The organism is Neorhizobium galegae, assembly GCF_021391675.1.
In the GTDB taxonomy this organism is placed as follows: Bacteria; Pseudomonadota; Alphaproteobacteria; order Rhizobiales; family Rhizobiaceae; genus Neorhizobium; species Neorhizobium galegae_B.
The window spans coordinates 1,855,865-1,870,662 of the sequence record NZ_CP090095.1 but is presented as its reverse complement, the minus strand read 5'-3'; the positions used below and the strand labels follow the sequence as shown (position 1 = coordinate 1,870,662).

At 62.8% G+C, this 14,798-nt stretch carries 15 protein-coding genes and 2 pseudogenes; 3 read left to right on the top strand and 14 right to left on the bottom strand.

The window, feature by feature from the left end:
* The first annotated feature begins 203 nt into the window (after positions 1-203).
* Positions 204-347 (top strand): DUF1127 domain-containing protein, encoded by a 144-nt coding sequence (locus tag LZK81_RS09375; protein WP_007762204.1) that lies wholly within the window; start codon positions 204-206, stop codon positions 345-347.
* A gap of 148 nt (positions 348-495) precedes the next feature.
* A pseudogene (gene trmFO, locus LZK81_RS09370) lies at positions 496-1,921 on the top strand (methylenetetrahydrofolate--tRNA-(uracil(54)-C(5))-methyltransferase (FADH(2)-oxidizing) TrmFO).
* Here the strand turns inward: trmFO and LZK81_RS09365 are convergent.
* The 4 genes from LZK81_RS09365 to yajC form a co-directional block, all read right to left on the bottom strand.
* Positions 1,899-2,351, bottom strand: a complete 453-nt coding sequence (locus tag LZK81_RS09365; protein WP_046606412.1) for a hypothetical protein — start codon at positions 2,349-2,351, stop codon at positions 1,899-1,901. The pseudogene trmFO and the gene LZK81_RS09365 overlap by 23 nt on opposite strands.
* A 119-nt stretch (positions 2,352-2,470) precedes the next feature.
* On the bottom strand, positions 2,471-3,325 hold the full coding sequence (locus LZK81_RS09360; protein WP_233955976.1) for a phytoene/squalene synthase family protein: 855 nt from the start codon (positions 3,323-3,325) through the stop codon (positions 2,471-2,473).
* 3 nt (positions 3,326-3,328) lie between these two features.
* On the bottom strand, positions 3,329-3,715 hold the full coding sequence (locus LZK81_RS09355) for an Mth938-like domain-containing protein (RefSeq protein WP_046608989.1): 387 nt from the start codon (positions 3,713-3,715) through the stop codon (positions 3,329-3,331).
* Positions 3,716-3,814: 99 nt separating this feature from the next.
* Positions 3,815-4,183, bottom strand: a complete 369-nt coding sequence (gene yajC, locus LZK81_RS09350) for a preprotein translocase subunit YajC (protein ID WP_046606219.1) — start codon at positions 4,181-4,183, stop codon at positions 3,815-3,817.
* A gap of 196 nt (positions 4,184-4,379) precedes the next feature.
* On the opposite strand from yajC, the gene LZK81_RS09345 reads away from it, so the two are divergent.
* Entirely contained in the window at positions 4,380-5,252 is an 873-nt protein-coding gene (locus LZK81_RS09345; protein ID WP_233955974.1) for an ATP-binding protein, read from the top strand.
* Between the two features lie 74 nt (positions 5,253-5,326).
* Here the strand turns inward: LZK81_RS09345 and LZK81_RS09340 are convergent.
* The 10 genes and pseudogenes from LZK81_RS09340 to nagZ form a co-directional block, all read right to left on the bottom strand.
* Positions 5,327-6,947, bottom strand: a pseudogene (locus tag LZK81_RS09340) (peptidoglycan DD-metalloendopeptidase family protein).
* 147 nt (positions 6,948-7,094) lie between these two features.
* Positions 7,095-7,733, bottom strand: coding sequence for a protein-L-isoaspartate(D-aspartate) O-methyltransferase (locus LZK81_RS09335; RefSeq protein WP_370649346.1), 639 nt, complete (start codon positions 7,731-7,733; stop codon positions 7,095-7,097).
* Positions 7,734-7,741: 8 nt separating this feature from the next.
* Positions 7,742-8,512 (bottom strand): 5'/3'-nucleotidase SurE, encoded by a 771-nt coding sequence (gene surE / locus LZK81_RS09330; protein WP_233955972.1) that lies wholly within the window; start codon positions 8,510-8,512, stop codon positions 7,742-7,744.
* Positions 8,512-9,795 (bottom strand): serine--tRNA ligase, encoded by a 1,284-nt coding sequence (gene serS, locus LZK81_RS09325; RefSeq protein ID WP_233955970.1) that lies wholly within the window; start codon positions 9,793-9,795, stop codon positions 8,512-8,514. The genes surE and serS overlap by 1 nt, the downstream gene beginning before the upstream one ends.
* A 55-nt stretch (positions 9,796-9,850) precedes the next feature.
* Complete coding sequence (tatC, locus tag LZK81_RS09320) at positions 9,851-10,675, bottom strand: twin-arginine translocase subunit TatC (RefSeq protein WP_046608994.1); 825 nt, start codon at positions 10,673-10,675, stop codon at positions 9,851-9,853.
* Positions 10,672-11,388: a Sec-independent protein translocase protein TatB gene (tatB, locus tag LZK81_RS09315; RefSeq protein WP_233955968.1), complete on the bottom strand. Its 717-nt coding sequence runs from the start codon at positions 11,386-11,388 to the stop codon at positions 10,672-10,674. Before tatB ends, tatC begins: the two co-directional genes overlap by 4 nt.
* A gap of 33 nt (positions 11,389-11,421) precedes the next feature.
* The gene (locus tag LZK81_RS09310; RefSeq protein WP_046606211.1) at positions 11,422-11,646 is read right to left on the bottom strand and encodes a twin-arginine translocase TatA/TatE family subunit; all 225 of its coding nucleotides are present in this window, start codon (positions 11,644-11,646) and stop codon (positions 11,422-11,424) included.
* Positions 11,647-12,123: 477 nt separating this feature from the next.
* Entirely contained in the window at positions 12,124-12,810 is a 687-nt protein-coding gene (scpB, locus tag LZK81_RS09305; RefSeq protein WP_046609111.1) for an SMC-Scp complex subunit ScpB, read from the bottom strand.
* Positions 12,811-12,836: 26 nt separating this feature from the next.
* Positions 12,837-13,688, bottom strand: coding sequence for a segregation and condensation protein A (locus LZK81_RS09300; RefSeq protein WP_233955966.1), 852 nt, complete (start codon positions 13,686-13,688; stop codon positions 12,837-12,839).
* A 27-nt stretch (positions 13,689-13,715) separates the two neighbouring features.
* A complete protein-coding gene (gene nagZ / locus LZK81_RS09295) occupies positions 13,716-14,732 on the bottom strand; it encodes a beta-N-acetylhexosaminidase (protein ID WP_233955964.1) in 1,017 nt (338 codons plus the stop codon).
* Positions 14,733-14,798 lie beyond the last annotated feature (66 nt).

Below are 14,798 nucleotides of genomic sequence, written 5' to 3'. Positions count from 1 at the left end.
GCTTTTTCTTTTTGTTGTTCATGGAAATTCAAGGCCTAAAATTCCTGCCTGATTTTCGACCGGCGCCGCAAATTTCAGCGATCTCCTGCACATTTGCATGGCAGTCGCACATTTTTTGCACTGCACATTCTTATTATGCGGATGTATAAGACCCTCATCGCTGATGACGACAGAGCATCAGGAAAAATCTTGAGGAAACCACCATGAACCCGATCCGTATCGCCAAGAACTGGATCAGCTACCGCCGCACGATGAACGAGCTTGGAAATCTTTCGAGCCAGGCCCTCAGCGACATCGGTCTGACCCGCTACGACATCCGCCACATCGCGGCCCGCTCTTTCCGCTAATCCGCTTCTCGCAGGCGGACCCGCACGGTATGAGGCCGTCGCGGCGAGGATAAAGCGGTCCGAGAGGACATCCAAGGACGTATCAAAGGCACCTTATCGGGTGCCTTTTTGATTCCGGTCCGGCAAATGGCGTGATAATGAGCCGGCCATGAGCAATATTTCCTCCTCCCCCACCTCTCCTGCTGCCATCCATGTCGTCGGCGGCGGCCTCGCAGGTTCCGAAGCAGCCTGGCAGATCGCCTCGGCCGGCGTGCCGGTGATTCTCCACGAAATGCGCGGCGTGCGCGGCACCGACGCCCACAAGACGGAGGGACTTGCCGAGCTCGTCTGCTCGAACTCCTTCCGCTCCGACGACGCGACGGCGAATGCCGTCGGCGTCATCCATGCGGAGATGCGGCTTGCCGGTTCGCTGATCATGGCATGTGCCGACAGACACCAGGTACCGGCCGGCGGGGCGCTTGCCGTCGACCGCGACGGATTTTCCGACGCGGTCACCGAAGCGATCGAAAAGCATCCGCTCATCACCGTCGTGCGCGAGGAGGTCCAGGGCCTGCCGCCGAAGGAATGGGATCTGGCGATCATCGCCACCGGCCCCCTCACCTCGCCGGCGCTTGCAGCCGCGATCCAGACGGAAACGGGCGAGGACCAACTCGCCTTCTTCGACGCCATCGCGCCGATCGTGCACCGTGATCTCGATCGACATGGATATCTGCTGGTACCAGTCGCGCTACGACAAGGTCGGTCCCGGCGGCACCGGCAAGGACTATATCAACTGCCCGATGGACGAGGCGCAGTACAATGCCTTCGTCGACGCGCTGATCGCCGGCGACTCGGTCGGTTTCAAGGAATGGGAAGGCACGCCGTATTTCGACGGCTGCCTGCCGATCGAAGTGATGGCCGAACGCGGCCGCGAAACGCTGCGTCATGGGCCGATGAAGCCGATGGGTCTCACCAATGCCCATAACCCGACGGTCAAGGCCTATGCGGTCGTGCAACTGCGGCAGGACAATGCGCTCGGCACGCTCTACAACATGGTGGGTTTCCAGACGAAGCTGAAATACGGCGCCCAGGCGGACATTTTCCGGATGATTCCCGGCCTGCAGAATGCCGAATTCGCAAGGCTCGGCGGCCTGCACCGCAACACCTACATCCACTCGCCCGTTCTTCTCGACAAGAGCCTGACGCTGAAAAGCCGGCCGGGCCTGCGTTTCGCCGGCCAGATCACCGGCTGCGAGGGGTATGTGGAAAGTGCGGCGATCGGACTTCTCGCCGGCCGTTTCGCGGCTGCCGAACGCAAGGGCGAAACCCTCCCCGCACCGCCTGCGACGACCGCTCTAGGCTCGTTGCTCGGCCATATCACCGGCGGGCATCTGGTTTCGGACGACGAGCCCGGCAAGCGTTCGTTCCAGCCGATGAACGTCAACTTCGGGCTGTTTCCTGAGCTGGAGCCGGGGTCGATCGTCAAGCCGGAGGGCGTCAAGCGTTTCCGCGGCAAGGACAAGACGGTGATGAAGCGGCAGTTGCTCTCCGCCCGCGCGCTTCAGGATTGCGCTAGTTGGCTCGGTCGGGGGTGACATCCCCGGAAGGCGTCCCCGGCTTTTCCTCCAGATCACGATCGGCAACGGTGACATAGTTGTCGAGCAGCCAGAGGGCCACTTCGGCCGCCTCCTTTTCCGTCGCGAAGAGATAGGTGCCGTTCTGGGTCGACGCGTCCAGGAATTCGACGGTGAAACCCTTGGCGTTAGGCAATGGGGTGACGCGGACCCTGCCCGGCTCGATCAGAAAGCAGGCGTAGTGGTTGCGGTGGCTGCGCATGAAGCCGGCCTTGTTGTCGTGCAGGCGCACGAAGATGGCGTCGCCATTGGCTGTCACATGCAGGCTGCGGATGGCCTCATTGGGAAAGGCCCGGCCGAACTCGAGGATAGCCATCCCCGTGTCATGCAGGTTGCCGTCCTTGTCCCTGTCCTTGCCGGACATTCGCGTGACGTAATAGGCAAGCGCCATGAGGAGTACGAAGATGATCGACCAGACGACAACGGGGCTCACACCGCTTCTCCTTATGATGGCGCCGGATTTCTGCTTGCCTCCCTTAGCGGGCGAGCCTTGCGCGAATTTGACGCCCGTCAAAAGCGCCTGGTGACGGAGGCCTTCATGAGCCGCAATTGCCGCCGCCATTGCGGCAGTTGCAGGGCCGAGTCGAACACCGAAGCACCTGCACGCGACGCACTGCGCAGCACCGGTTCGGCAAGCGCCACAGTCAAATAGGCCGGAAAGACCGCTGCCGGGATAGTTCCCGACTTTCTCGCCTTGGCCAGATGCTCCAATCCGAGCCCGGCAAAGGCCTCGATCGCGGCCGAAATGCGCGACCTGTCCTCGCCGCGCAGAAATGTATCACGGTCGAGCCCGGTCGCCGAGAGAATATCGAGCGGCAGATAGAGCTGATGACGACGGCGATGGATCGGCATCAGGAGCAGGAAACCGGCGATCGCCTGCGCGACGCCGGCGTGGCCTGCCGTCTCGGCAGATCTTGCCGCATCGGCGGGAGAGAGGATCAGGCTCGCGAGCTGGATCAGCGCCGAAGCGGTCTCTCCGGCATAACCTTCGAGCGCGTTCCGGTCGGTGAGCGCATCGTCGTAGAGGTCGAAAATGCGCGCCTCGATCATGTCGACGAGCGTCTGGCGCGGCAGGCGATAGGTCTCGATCGCCTCGAGCAGCCCGGCGACGATCGGGTTGCCGGTGCTGTCGCCCGCAGCATTGCCTTCGAGGAGGTCGCGCCACCACTGCAGGCGGATTTCGCCCGGGAGCGGCTCACGCACCACGTCGCGGACTCGGGCGATCTCGGCGTTGAAGGCATAAAGGGCAGCAAGTGCGCCGCGCTTGTCCTCCGGCGACAGAAGACAAGCGAGATAGCGGTCGCGGTCCGTATCCCTAAGCGTTGCGAGGCAGATGTCGCCGTTCTGTCTGGCTGGATCGGCCATCTGTCAGACGGCAATCAAAGCTGCGGCGACGGCGCGCGATTCGGCGAGCATGATGTTGAACGTGCGCACGGCGGCACCGGTGCTCATCGGATCGGAGGCGATGCCCTTGGCTTTCAACGCCGCCTTCACATCCGCCGGTATCGGCTTGAGGTTGGCGCCCATGCCAACAAGCAACACTTCGATCTCGCTTGATTCGGCGAGCACCTTCATCAGGGAAGCGACCGTCAGCGGTTCACCTTCCTGCAATTCCCAGCCGTAGATGCCGGAGGGAAGGCAGAGCAACGAGCCTCGATGCGACATGTCGGCAAAACGGAAACCGCCATTGCCATATGCATCGATGGGAGCGCGACCGGGGAAATGGGCGTCGCGGATTTCGATGCCTTTCGCCATGGGTCACATGCCTTCTCGAAGAGGTTGCGAGCCGGAGATGATCCGGCTCTTTTGAGTTCGAGACCCTGTAGCAAACAGGGCCGCTGTATCGGCGAAGCTTTAGGAGGCCGTTCCGGTCTTTGCAGGTTCGGTCTTGACCGGCTCGCCCTTGACGCGGACTTCGGCGATATAGGCGCGCATGGCGCGGATCTTTACGCCTTCGGCGATTTCGACTTCCACTTCAGCGTCGTCGACAACCTTGGTCACCTTGCCGGTGATGCCGCCACCAAGAACGACCTGATCGCCGCGACGGATGTTTGACAGCGTCTCCTGGCGCTTCTTCGCATTGGCGCGCTGCGGACGGATCAGGAAGAAATACCAGACCACCATCAGCGGCGCGAACAGGAAGAGCATCTCAAGGCCGGAGCCGAACGCGGAGGCTCCCGGTGCTGCGGCTGGGGCCTGGGCGAATGCTTCGGTAATGAACATCGAAAACTCCTAAGATTACCGGAGACGCCGGGCCCCCGTTTCAAGCCGCCGGAATATAGTTGCGATAGGCCGGAATGCAACAGAAACACGCCGGCCGGCGTACCGAATCCACGGCTCTCAGGCTTTTGATGCACTAACGAGCATGTTACCGCAGCCAAAAGGCTCAAAAACTCGCCGATGCGACCGGAGAAACACCATGAGCAATGACATCAATACCCTGATCCTGACCGAAATCCGCAGGCTTGCGGATGCGCTGGAGCGGCTCGCCGGCCCTCCACCCGCCATCAACGACTGGAACGCTGCCGACTGCTTCGTCTGGGTACCGGCAAACCAGCGCCTGCAGCCGGTGCCGCGCCCGAACCGCGTCGCCCTGACACTGATCCGGGGCGTCGATCATGTGCGCGATATCCTGCACGAAAACACCCTGCGGTTTGCGGAAGGCTATGCAGCCAACAACGTGCTGCTGTGGGGCGCCCGCGGCATGGGCAAATCGTCGCTGGTGAAGGCGGTGCACGAGGACGTGCGCGCCGCGACTGCGATCTCGCTGAAACTCGTCGAAGTGCATCGCGAGGACATCGCCTCGCTCCCTGCCCTGCTCGATATCCTCAAGACTTCCGGCCAGCGCGTCATCGTGTTCTGCGACGACCTTTCCTTCGATCACGACGACACCGCCTACAAGTCGCTGAAGGCGGCGCTCGACGGCGGCATCGAAGGCCGGCCGGACAATGTTCTGTTCTACGCCACCTCCAACCGCCGCCATCTCCTGCCGCGCCACATGATGGAGAACGAGCAGTCGACGGCGATCAATCCGTCCGAGGCCGTCGAGGAAAAAGTGTCGCTGTCGGATCGGTTCGGCCTGTGGCTCGGCTTCCACAAATGCAGCCAGGACGACTATCTGAAGATGATCGATGGATATGCCGAGTACTTCGAGCTCGGCCTCGATCAGCAGATCCTGCATCACGAGGCGCTCGAATGGGCGACCACCCGCGGTGGGCGTTCGGGCCGCGTCGCCTGGCAATATATCCAGGATCTCGCCGGACGGCTGCGGAAACCGCTTTCCCGAGATTGAAACCTGAAAAAGCACCGAGAACGCAAAAAGCCCGGCACTGCCGGGCTTTTTCTCCGTCCCTTGAAACGCACTACTTATTCAAGGAAGGTAATCGGGTTGACCGGGGTCGCGTCCTTGCGGACCTCGAAGTGGACCTGCGGGCGTTTCGCGTCGCCGCTCATGCCGGAGGCGGCGACCGTCTGGCCGCGGGTGATTTTCTGCCCGCGCGTGACGTTGATGCTGCCGGCATGGCCGTAGACGGTGACCTTGCCGTCGTCGTGACGGACGAGAACCGTGTTGCCGAGCTGCTTCAGGCCGTTGCCCGCATAGATGACGACGCCGTTTTCGGCAGCCTTGATCGGCGTGCCTTCCGGAACCGAGATGTCGATGCCGTCATTGCGGTTGCCGTCGACGTTCTGGCCGTAACCTGCGATGACCGCGCCGTTGACGGGCCAGCGATACTTGCCGATTCCGGTAGACTGGGGCGCCACGGAAGCGACGTCGGACTTCTTCTCGACGTCGGCGACGGAAGCGCTGTCGACGGCGGCCTTGGCTGCGGCCGGCGCTGGCGCCACCTGGGCAACCTGAACCGGCGCTGCGGGAGCGGCCGGCTTCGGAGCCACGGCAGCCACCTTTTCGACCGGCTTCTGCGGAATGGACGCGGTCTTGACCGGATCGGCTGCCGGAGCGGCCGCGCCGTTTGCCACCTTCAGCGTCTGACCGATACGGACCCCGCCCGATGTCAGATTGTTGGCCGCCTTCAGCTGATCGACCGGCGTGCCAGTTTCGCGGGCGATCTTGGTGATCGTGTCGCCCGGCTTGACCACATAGGTGCCGCCGACAGGCTTGCCGCCCGGAGGCGTCAGCTTGGCAGGTTCGGCAATCGCCTTGTCACGCGCCGGGGTGGGCAGGACGGCGAGTTTCTGCTCGGGCTCTCGGGCAGGCGCCGGAGCCTTGTTCTGAAGGTCGATCGTGCCGGCGGCGTTCTTCGCCGAATTCTGCGCCGTGCCGAAGGTCGGGATCAGGACGGACTGCCCGGCAGCAACGGCGCCGCCGTTTGCCTTCAGGATTTCCTTTTCCGGAACCCCGTAACGCGTAGAAAGCGTCGAAACCGTTTCACCGGGCTTCAGGGTCACCTTGGGAGCATTGACCGTGGACCAGCCGGACATCGGCTTCGGGGTCGTGCCGGTGACGACATTGTCGGCCTTCAGCGTCGAGGCGGACGGAGCACCAAGCGTGTTGGCGGCCGGCTGACGACCCGGGAATGGCTGGGCGAGCGCCTCCTGGCGGGGCCGTATCGCGGCCCATCGGAGCGGCGCTACGCTGCGCCGTGGCGCCGGTCGGAGCTGCGAGTTCGGATCGCTGCACGGCAACGGGAGCGGATGCGGTACGCGCCGGAGAGGTGTAGCCGCCGGAATTACCGGGATACGGTTGAGCCATGGCGGTATTGCGCGAGCCGTAGTCGTTCCGCGGAATTGGCGGCAGCGCCTGAGCCTGGCCGGAGCCGAGATCGGCCTGCGGGGTCGGCGCGCGGCCATAGGCCCCACCGCCCTGCCGCTGCGGAATGGACGCCGTCGTTATGTTGTCGGATTTCGAAAAGAGCCCCGAGAAACGCGTCGCGTCCGAACTGCACCCTGTCGCTGCGCTGGCAAGCAGTGCCGCGACAGCAAATTTGATTACGGATTTTCCGAATTTCGGAGAACTCTTCATACGCATGACTCGCTTACAGATACGCCACCATCGTGAGAGTCATTAAAGCGCGTTAGTCTTACTGCACCGTTAAAGGGCAGGCATTGTCCTAAAATTTTAGGGAAATTGATAACCATGACGGCCGAAATGCCGTCGCGGCATGGAACAAACGGCCTAGAGCGCCGCCGCGATATGCGGAACGATCGGCAAAAAAGGCACCGGGAACAGATCCTCCCGCTCGAATCGGCTGCCTGTCTTGGTGAGGCGCACCATCATGCAGGACTCGCCGTCCGTGAGCGGCGCGACCATCGAACCGCCATGCGTGAGCTGCTCGGCATAGAATCGCGGCAGCGAAGAAAAGGCGGCCGTGACGAAAATGCGGTCGAAAGTGCCCTCGCCCGGCATGCCGTTGCCGCCGTCCGCCTGACGCACGACGACATTGCGCAGCCCCAGTGCATCCATGCGGGCGTTGGCGGCGGTGACCAGGGTGCGGTATCGCTCGACGGTCAGCACCCGCTCGGCGATGCGGGCTATGACGGCGGCGGTGAAGCCGCTGCCCGTGCCGATTTCGAGCACCCTGTGTCCGGGCTTGACCTGGAGGCGGTGCAGCAAGCGCACGGCAAGATCTGCGCCTTCCATGAACGAGCCGCAGTCGATCGGCACGGTGCGGCTGGAATAGGCGTCCTCGGCAAGCGATGGCGGCACGAACTGCGAGCGCTGCGTCTGTTCAACGGCGGTCAGCAGATCGAGGTCGGAAATGCCTTCCGACCTGAGGCGCAGCACGAGCGCCGCAAAACCTTCTTTTTCGACCATGCCCGATTTCAATCGGCAGCTCCGAATCCCAGTGCTTTCGCCACACGATCCTGAACCGAATGATCGGTCAGGTCCAGCTTGAGCGGCGTCACGGAGATCTTGTTCTCCTTCAGAGCCTGGATATCGGTGCCGTCACGGAAATTGCCCTTCCGCTCGCCGAAGCGGAGCCAGTAATAGGGTTTGCCGCGGCCATCCTCGCGGGCATCGATCGTCAAGCCGAAATCGAGCTTGCCCTGCGAGGTCACTTCGACGCCCTGCACGTCGCCCGGTTCGCAATTCGGGAAGTTCAGATTGAGGAAGGTGCCGTCCGGTAGGTCCACGTCGATGAGCTTGCTAATGAGATCCGCCGCGTAGGATTCGACGACTTCCCAAGGCACGGTGCGACCGTTTTCGCGACGCACGGCCTGGCTCAGCGAAAACGAGCGCACGCCCTGCAGCGTGCCTTCGATGGCGCCGGCGATCGTGCCGGAATAGGTGACGTCATCGGCCATGTTGGCGCCATCGTTGACGCCCGAGAGTACCAGATCCGGTTTTCCCGGCAGGACTTCGCGGATGCCCATGATGACGCAATCGGTCGGGGTACCGCGCAGCGCGAAATGCTTGTCGCCGACTTTGCGAAGGCGGAGCGGCTCCGAGAGCGTCAGCGAATGGGCAAGGCCGCTCTGGTCGGTTTCCGGCGCAACGATCCAGACATCATCCGACAGTTTCCGGGCTATCCGCTCGAGAACGGCGAGGCCTTCGGCGTGAATGCCGTCATCATTGGTCAGAAGTATCCGCATCAGGCCGCCCGCTCGATCTTGGTCAGGCCACCCATATACGGCAGAAGCGCGTCCGGAATTGTGACCGAACCGTCCTCGTTCAGGTAATTTTCCATGACTGCGATGAGGCAGCGGCCGACCGCCACGCCCGAGCCGTTCAGCGTGTGAACGAACTTCAGCGCCTTGTCATCCTTGGCTCGATAACGCGCATTCATGCGGCGCCCCTGGAAATCGCCGCAGACCGAGCAGGACGAGATTTCACGGTAGGTATCCTGACCCGGCAGCCAGACCTCGATGTCATAAGTCTTGCGTGCGCCAAAACCCATATCGCCGGTGCAGAGCGTCATGGTGCGGAAATGCAGGCCGAGGCGCTTCAGCATGTTCTCGGCGCATTCGGTCATCCGCTCATGCTCGGCGATCGACGATTCCTGGTCGGTGATCGACACGAGTTCGCACTTCCAGAACTGGTGCTGGCGCAGCATGCCGCGGGTATCGCGGCCGGCGGAACCGGCCTCCGAGCGGAAGGACGGCGTCAGCGCCGTGAAGCGTAACGGCAGCTTTTCCTGTTCCAGCATTTCCCCGGAAACGAGGTTGGTGAGCGTCACCTCCGCCGTTGGGATCAGGTAGCGGCCATCCGTCGTCTTGAAGAGGTCTTCCTCGAACTTTGGCAACTGGCCGGTGCCGTACATGGCATCCCCCTTCACCATCAGCGGCGAGGAGACTTCCGTATATCCGTGCTCCGTCGTGTGCATGTCGATCATGAACTGGCCGAGCGCCCGCTCGAGCCTGGCGAGCTGGCCGGTGAGGACCGTGAAACGCGAGCCGGAGAGTTTCGTGGCGCGCTCGAAATCCATCATTCCGAGCGCTTCGCCGATCTCGTAATGCTCCTTGGCAGCATGGTTCCAGCGCGGCTTTTCGCCGACGACGTGCTTGACCACGTTGTCGTGTTCGTCCTTGCCGACCGGTACGTCGTCGAAGGGCACGTTCGGGATGCGCGACAGGGCGTCTTCGAGGGCCGCAACGGCCTCGCGCTCTTCCTGCTCGGCAAGCGGCATCGTGTCCTTGATCGACCCGACTTCGGCCTTCAGCCTTTCGGCAAGCTCGGAATTCTTCTGTCCGAGTGCAATGCCGATCTCCTTGGAGGCGGCGTTGCGGCGGGACTGCATGTCCTGAAGCTTCTGGATGACGGAACGGCGCCTGTCGTCCAGCGCCAGCAGGGTTGCCGCCATGGGCTCTGCGCCGCGCTTGTTCAGCGCCGCATCCAAAGCCCCTTCGTTTTCACGGATCCACTTGATATCGAGCATCTTGCCTTGCCTTTAGAGCGAAACGCCGCGGACTCGCGAGGCAGGCCGAAGGGCTTCAGGCCTTGTCCGTCTCCGCAACATCCGAAGGTTCCTGCTCCGAAAGCTTGTCCTCGGCACGTTTGCGCTCGACGAGTCGTGCGGCGTAGATGGAAATCTCGTAGAGAAGGATGGTCGGCAGTGCAAGACCGATCTGGGACATCGGATCTGGCGGGGTCAGCACGGCTGCGACCACGAAGGCCAACACGATCGCGTATTTGCGCTTCTCCCGCAGCCAGTCGCTGGAGAGGATGCCAACGCGTGCGAGCAGCGTGGTGACGACCGGAAGCTGGAACACCAGGCCGAAGGAGAGGACCAGCGTCATGATCAGGCTGAGATATTCCGAGACGCGTGGCAGAAGCGAAATCCCGACTTCACCTTCGGTCGGCGCCTGCTGCATGGCGAGGAAGAACCACATGACCATGGGAGTGAAGAAGAAATAGACCAGCGCGCCGCCCATCAGGAAGAGGACCGGCGAAGCGACCAGGAACGGCAGGAAGGCGGCTCGCTCGTTCTTGTAGAGGCCCGGCGCCACGAACTTGTAGATCTGCGAAGCGATCACCGGGAAGGCGATCACCAGCGCGCCGAACATCGCCACCTTCACCTGGGTGAAAAAGAACTCCTGCGGCGCGGTGTAAATCAGCTCGGACTTGGCAAGATCGAGGCCGGCCCAGAGGACAGCCCATTTGTAAGGAACGACAAGCAGGTTGAAGAGCTGCTTGGCGAAGAAGAAGCAGACGACGAACGCGACGAAAAACGCGCCGATCGACCACATCAGCCGAGTGCGCAGTTCCATCAGATGCTCGATGAGCGGCTGCGGCTTGTCTTCGATGTCACCGCTCATGCGTCGTCCTTCGGGGTATCAGCCTTTTTCGGCGTGCGCTTGCGGGCCGGAGCCTTGACGAGCGCCTCATCCACAACCTGGGCAACGGGCGCCGGTTTGGCCGCCGCGCGACTGCGTTTCGGTTTTTCGACAATAGCAGCCGGGGCAACCGGAGCCGCCGCGGTCTCGACAACGGGTTTTGCCCTGGCGGCGGTCTTGCGGACCGGCTTCGGCTTTTCCACGACGGTCGCTGCTGCCTCAGGTGAGGCAGGCGCGGACTGGGCCGGAGCCGGGACTGGCGCAGGTATCGAGGATGCAGGCGCTGCCGACGGGAAGTTTGCGGGAACCTCCGGAGCGGCCTCGATGCTCGACGTGCCCTCGACAGCCTGCCGGGCCTCGATATCGGTCTCGCTGACGGCCGACGTCGGCATCTGCGTCGCCTTCTGCAGGTCGGCGCGGATTTCCTGACCCATCTGCCGGAGCGGGTTGATCGCATCCCTCAGCGCGTTCGTCGGGTTCAGCCGCTGCGCATCCGAAATCGTCTTGCGCACGTCGTCGAGTTCCGACTCCTTCAGCGCCTCGTCGAATTGCGAGCGGAAATCCCCGGCCATCTTGCGCAGATTGGTCGTCATCTTGCCAAAGGCCCTGAGCATGGGCGGCAAATCCTTCGGACCAACCACGACGATCAGCACGATCGCAATGACGAGAAGCTCGGTCCAGCCGATATCAAACATTCAACGAGGCTCCTGGAACCCGCCACTCGGACATTACGACCGGGTGGTTTCCTTGGCCTCTTCAGCCTTGAGATCAACGGTCTTCGTCGCGGTCGTCGCGCCGTTCGCCTCGGGGGCGTCCTCGTCGCTCATGCCCTTCTTGAAGCTCTTGATGCCCTTGGCGAAATCGCCCATCAATTCCGGAATCTTGCCGCGTCCGAAGAGAACGAGCACGATGACCAGAACGATCAGCCAATGCCACACACTGAAAGAACCCATAAGTCCAACTCCATTAGTACCGTTTCATCGATGTAAGCTCTTTATGATGCTTTTTCAAACACCAAAATGTCGTCAGTGGACACCTTATCGAGACGTCCTTAACCCTGCACGACAACTCGTCGGCGCGGATCCGGCCGCAGTCCGGCTGACTGGCCCTGCAAATCGCGAACATCAGGGATTTCAGGCCACCAGGGGAGCCTCCCGACTGGAGTCCCGCTGCAAGCTGGCTGCCTGGGGGCACGGCCGCATCGCCTCTTCAGCATCGTGGCCGACTGCCATCACCGTCGCGACACTCTCATCAGGGTCGCCGGCGTTTCGGCTCGGATAATCTCCCATAGCCAAGAAACGAGGCCGGAAAACGGCCCTTCCGTCAAAAAAACGACCTGCCAAGGAGTCAACGTGACGGACTGTTTGCCGCAGGAGAACGGATGGTGCGACAGACGGACGCGCTCCTGGGCCGCAACCACTCCGGCGAAATCACTCTTCCGCTTCGCCGCCCGGCGTCAGGAGGCCAAGTTCCTCGAGGTCGAGTTGCGTGATCGGGTCCTCGTCCTCGGAAAGATCGTCGACATTGAGCGGGACGGGTATCGCAAAGCCCGGCGGGATGCGGCCGGAAAGCAGACCGGCGCCCTTCAATTCTTCGAGACCGGGCAGATCGCGCAGTTCCTCAAGGCCGAAATGGTCGAGGAAATCGGGCGTCGTGGCGAGCGTCACCGGTCGTCCCGGAGTGCGGCGGCGGCCGCGGAAGCGGACCCAGCCCGCTTCCATCAGCACGTCCAGCGTGCCTCTGGACGTCTGTACCCCGCGAATCTCCTCGATCTCGGCGCGGGTGACTGGCTGGTGATAGGCAATGATGGCCAGCACTTCGAGTGCTGCGCGCGACAGCTTCCTCGTCTCGTTGTCTTCCTTATGGATGACGAAAGAGAGATCGGCGGCGGTGCGGAAGGCCCAGCGATCGCCGCTGCGGATCAGGTTGACCCCGCGGAGGGCGTAGACCTCCGCCAGCCGCAGCATGACGGCGTTCACATTGGTGCCGCGCGGCAGGCGTTCGGCCAGAAACGTTTCAGAGACCGGCTCGGCCGAGGCGAAGACCAGCGCTTCCGCGATCCGCTCGACTTCCGCCGATGAGAAGGACGGGAGCTCCGCCTCTTCTTCCGCGGCGATCGGCGGATCGTCGTCCTCTTGCGGCGTCAATCAACGCCTCCCTTGGCGGGCTGTGGCGGAGCGGGCTGCTGCGGTCCGGTTCCCTTACGCAGAAAGATCGGCTGGAAGGCGCCGTCCTGGCGGATTTCGAGCTTGCCTTCGCGCACCAGTTCGAGCGACGCGGCAAAGGCACTGGCGGTTGCCGTGACGCGATCCTCCGGCGGCAGATAGGGCAAGAGATAGTGCTGCAGCGCCGTCCAGTCGACGATCTCGCCGAGCATGCGGGTCAACAGCTCGCGGGCGTCGACCAGCGACCAGACCTTGCGCCTCTCGATCGTCACGTGGGTGACGGCGGTGCGCTGGCGCAGGTTCGCATAGGCCGAGAGAAGATCGTAAAGCGTCGCGTCATAGGCGGATTCGACGCGATGCGGGATATGTTCCGGCGCCCCGCGGGCAAAGACGTCGCGGCCGAGGCGATTGCGATTGACTAGCCGGGTCGCCGACTCGCGCATCGCCTCGAGGCGCTTCAGGCGGAAAGCGAGCGTCGCTGCCAGTTCCTCGCCGCTCGGGCCGTCGTCGCCCTTGACCTGCTGCGGAATGAGCAACTTCGACTTGAGATAGGCGAGCCAGGCGGCCATGACGAGATAATCGGCGGCAAGCTCGATACGGACCCGCCGGGCGCTGTCGATGAACAATAGATATTGCTCGACCAGTGCCAGAACGGAGATGCGGGCGAGATCGACCTTCTGGGTGCGGGCCAGATGAAGCAGCAGGTCGAGCGGACCTTCGAAACCGCTGACATCGATGACAAGTGCCGGATCGTCCGTCGCACGTTCGGCGCCGGCATCCTGCCACAACTTGTCCATCGGAATGGCGTTCTGCGATATCGTCGTTGCCATTCCCCAACCTCTTGCTGTCGACAGCCGTCAGGAGACGGCGAGAAGACCCTGGAACTCCGCGCGGACCGCCTCCTCGCTCAAGCCGTCGCCCCGGCCAAAGGCCGCTTCCACCGCCTTCGCACGCCGCAACGCTTTCCCGCCAAGCGGTATCGCTTCCTTCACGACGGCCTTCATTTCGTCCATCACGCCGTTGCAATGCAAGACAATATCGCAGCCGCCCCCAACGATTCTCGCCGCGCGCTCACCGATCGTGCCCTTCAGGGCGTTCATCGACGTGTCGTCGGACATCAACAGCCCGTCGAAGCCGATATGGCCGCGGATGATTTCGTCGATCACCTTGCGCGAAATGGTCGCCGGCTCGTCCGGGTCGATGGCGGTGAAGACGATATGGGCGCTCATCGCCATCAGCTCGTCCTTCATGGCGACGAAAGGCAGGAAGTCATGCGCTTCCAGATCTGCGCGCGAGACGGTGACCACCGGCAGTTCGTGATGGCTGTCGGCCATGCCGCGGCCGTGGCCCGGCATGTGCTTCATGACCGGCAGCATGCCGCCCGCCTTGAGGCCGTCAGCGGCGGCCTGGCCCATTTCGGCAACCGTCTTCGGATCGAATCCATAGGCGCGATCGCCGATAACGTTGCTCGCCCCCTCGATCGGCACGTCAAGCACTGGCAGGCAATCGACATTGATGCCGAATTTCATCAGGTCGAAGGCATGCAGGCGCGACATCAGCCAAGCCGCCCGCAGGCCCTTTTCGCGATCCCGGCGGTAAAGCTCGCCGAGCACGGCGGCCGAGGGATAACGCTCGATCATCGGCGGACGGATGCGCTGGACGCGGCCGCCCTCCTGGTCGATCAGCACCGGCGCATCCGGCCGGCCGATGGCATCGCGCATGGACGCGACGAGATCGGTGATCTGCGCCGGCTCGACGCAATTGCGGGCAAACAGGATGAAGCCCCAGGGCCGTTCATCCCGGTAAAGCGCCACTTCGTCCACGGTGAGGGTCGGGCCGCTGGAGCCCAGGATCATTGCTTTTGATTCGCTCATGGTCCGATCTTAGATCATTGGAGGGCCAACGAAAAACGGGGCGCCCAGGCGCCCCGCTCGATTTCT

What these genes read in the sequence shown, in the direction of transcription:
- LZK81_RS09365 (WP_046606412.1), bottom strand. Translation starts at nt 2,351, where the DNA reads ATGGCGCTTGCCTATTACGTCACGCGAATGTCCGGCAAGGACAGGGAC.
- LZK81_RS09360 (WP_233955976.1), bottom strand. Translation starts at nt 3,325, where the DNA reads ATGGCCGATCCAGCCAGACAGAACGGCGACATCTGCCTCGCAACGCTT.
- LZK81_RS09345 (WP_233955974.1), top strand. Translation starts at nt 4,380, where the DNA reads ATGAGCAATGACATCAATACCCTGATCCTGACCGAAATCCGCAGGCTT.
- LZK81_RS09310 (WP_046606211.1), bottom strand. Translation starts at nt 11,646, where the DNA reads ATGGGTTCTTTCAGTGTGTGGCATTGGCTGATCGTTCTGGTCATCGTG.
- LZK81_RS09335 (WP_370649346.1), bottom strand. Translation starts at nt 7,733, where the DNA reads ATGGTCGAAAAAGAAGGTTTTGCGGCGCTCGTGCTGCGCCTCAGGTCG.
- LZK81_RS09300 (WP_233955966.1), bottom strand. Translation starts at nt 13,688, where the DNA reads ATGGCAACGACGATATCGCAGAACGCCATTCCGATGGACAAGTTGTGG.
- LZK81_RS09375 (WP_007762204.1), top strand. Translation starts at nt 204, where the DNA reads ATGAACCCGATCCGTATCGCCAAGAACTGGATCAGCTACCGCCGCACG.
- serS (WP_233955970.1), bottom strand. Translation starts at nt 9,795, where the DNA reads ATGCTCGATATCAAGTGGATCCGTGAAAACGAAGGGGCTTTGGATGCG.
- tatB (WP_233955968.1), bottom strand. Translation starts at nt 11,388, where the DNA reads ATGTTTGATATCGGCTGGACCGAGCTTCTCGTCATTGCGATCGTGCTG.
- LZK81_RS09355 (WP_046608989.1), bottom strand. Translation starts at nt 3,715, where the DNA reads ATGGCGAAAGGCATCGAAATCCGCGACGCCCATTTCCCCGGTCGCGCT.
- nagZ (WP_233955964.1), bottom strand. Translation starts at nt 14,732, where the DNA reads ATGAGCGAATCAAAAGCAATGATCCTGGGCTCCAGCGGCCCGACCCTC.
- surE (WP_233955972.1), bottom strand. Translation starts at nt 8,512, where the DNA reads ATGCGGATACTTCTGACCAATGATGACGGCATTCACGCCGAAGGCCTC.
- yajC (WP_046606219.1), bottom strand. Translation starts at nt 4,183, where the DNA reads ATGTTCATTACCGAAGCATTCGCCCAGGCCCCAGCCGCAGCACCGGGA.
- tatC (WP_046608994.1), bottom strand. Translation starts at nt 10,675, where the DNA reads ATGAGCGGTGACATCGAAGACAAGCCGCAGCCGCTCATCGAGCATCTG.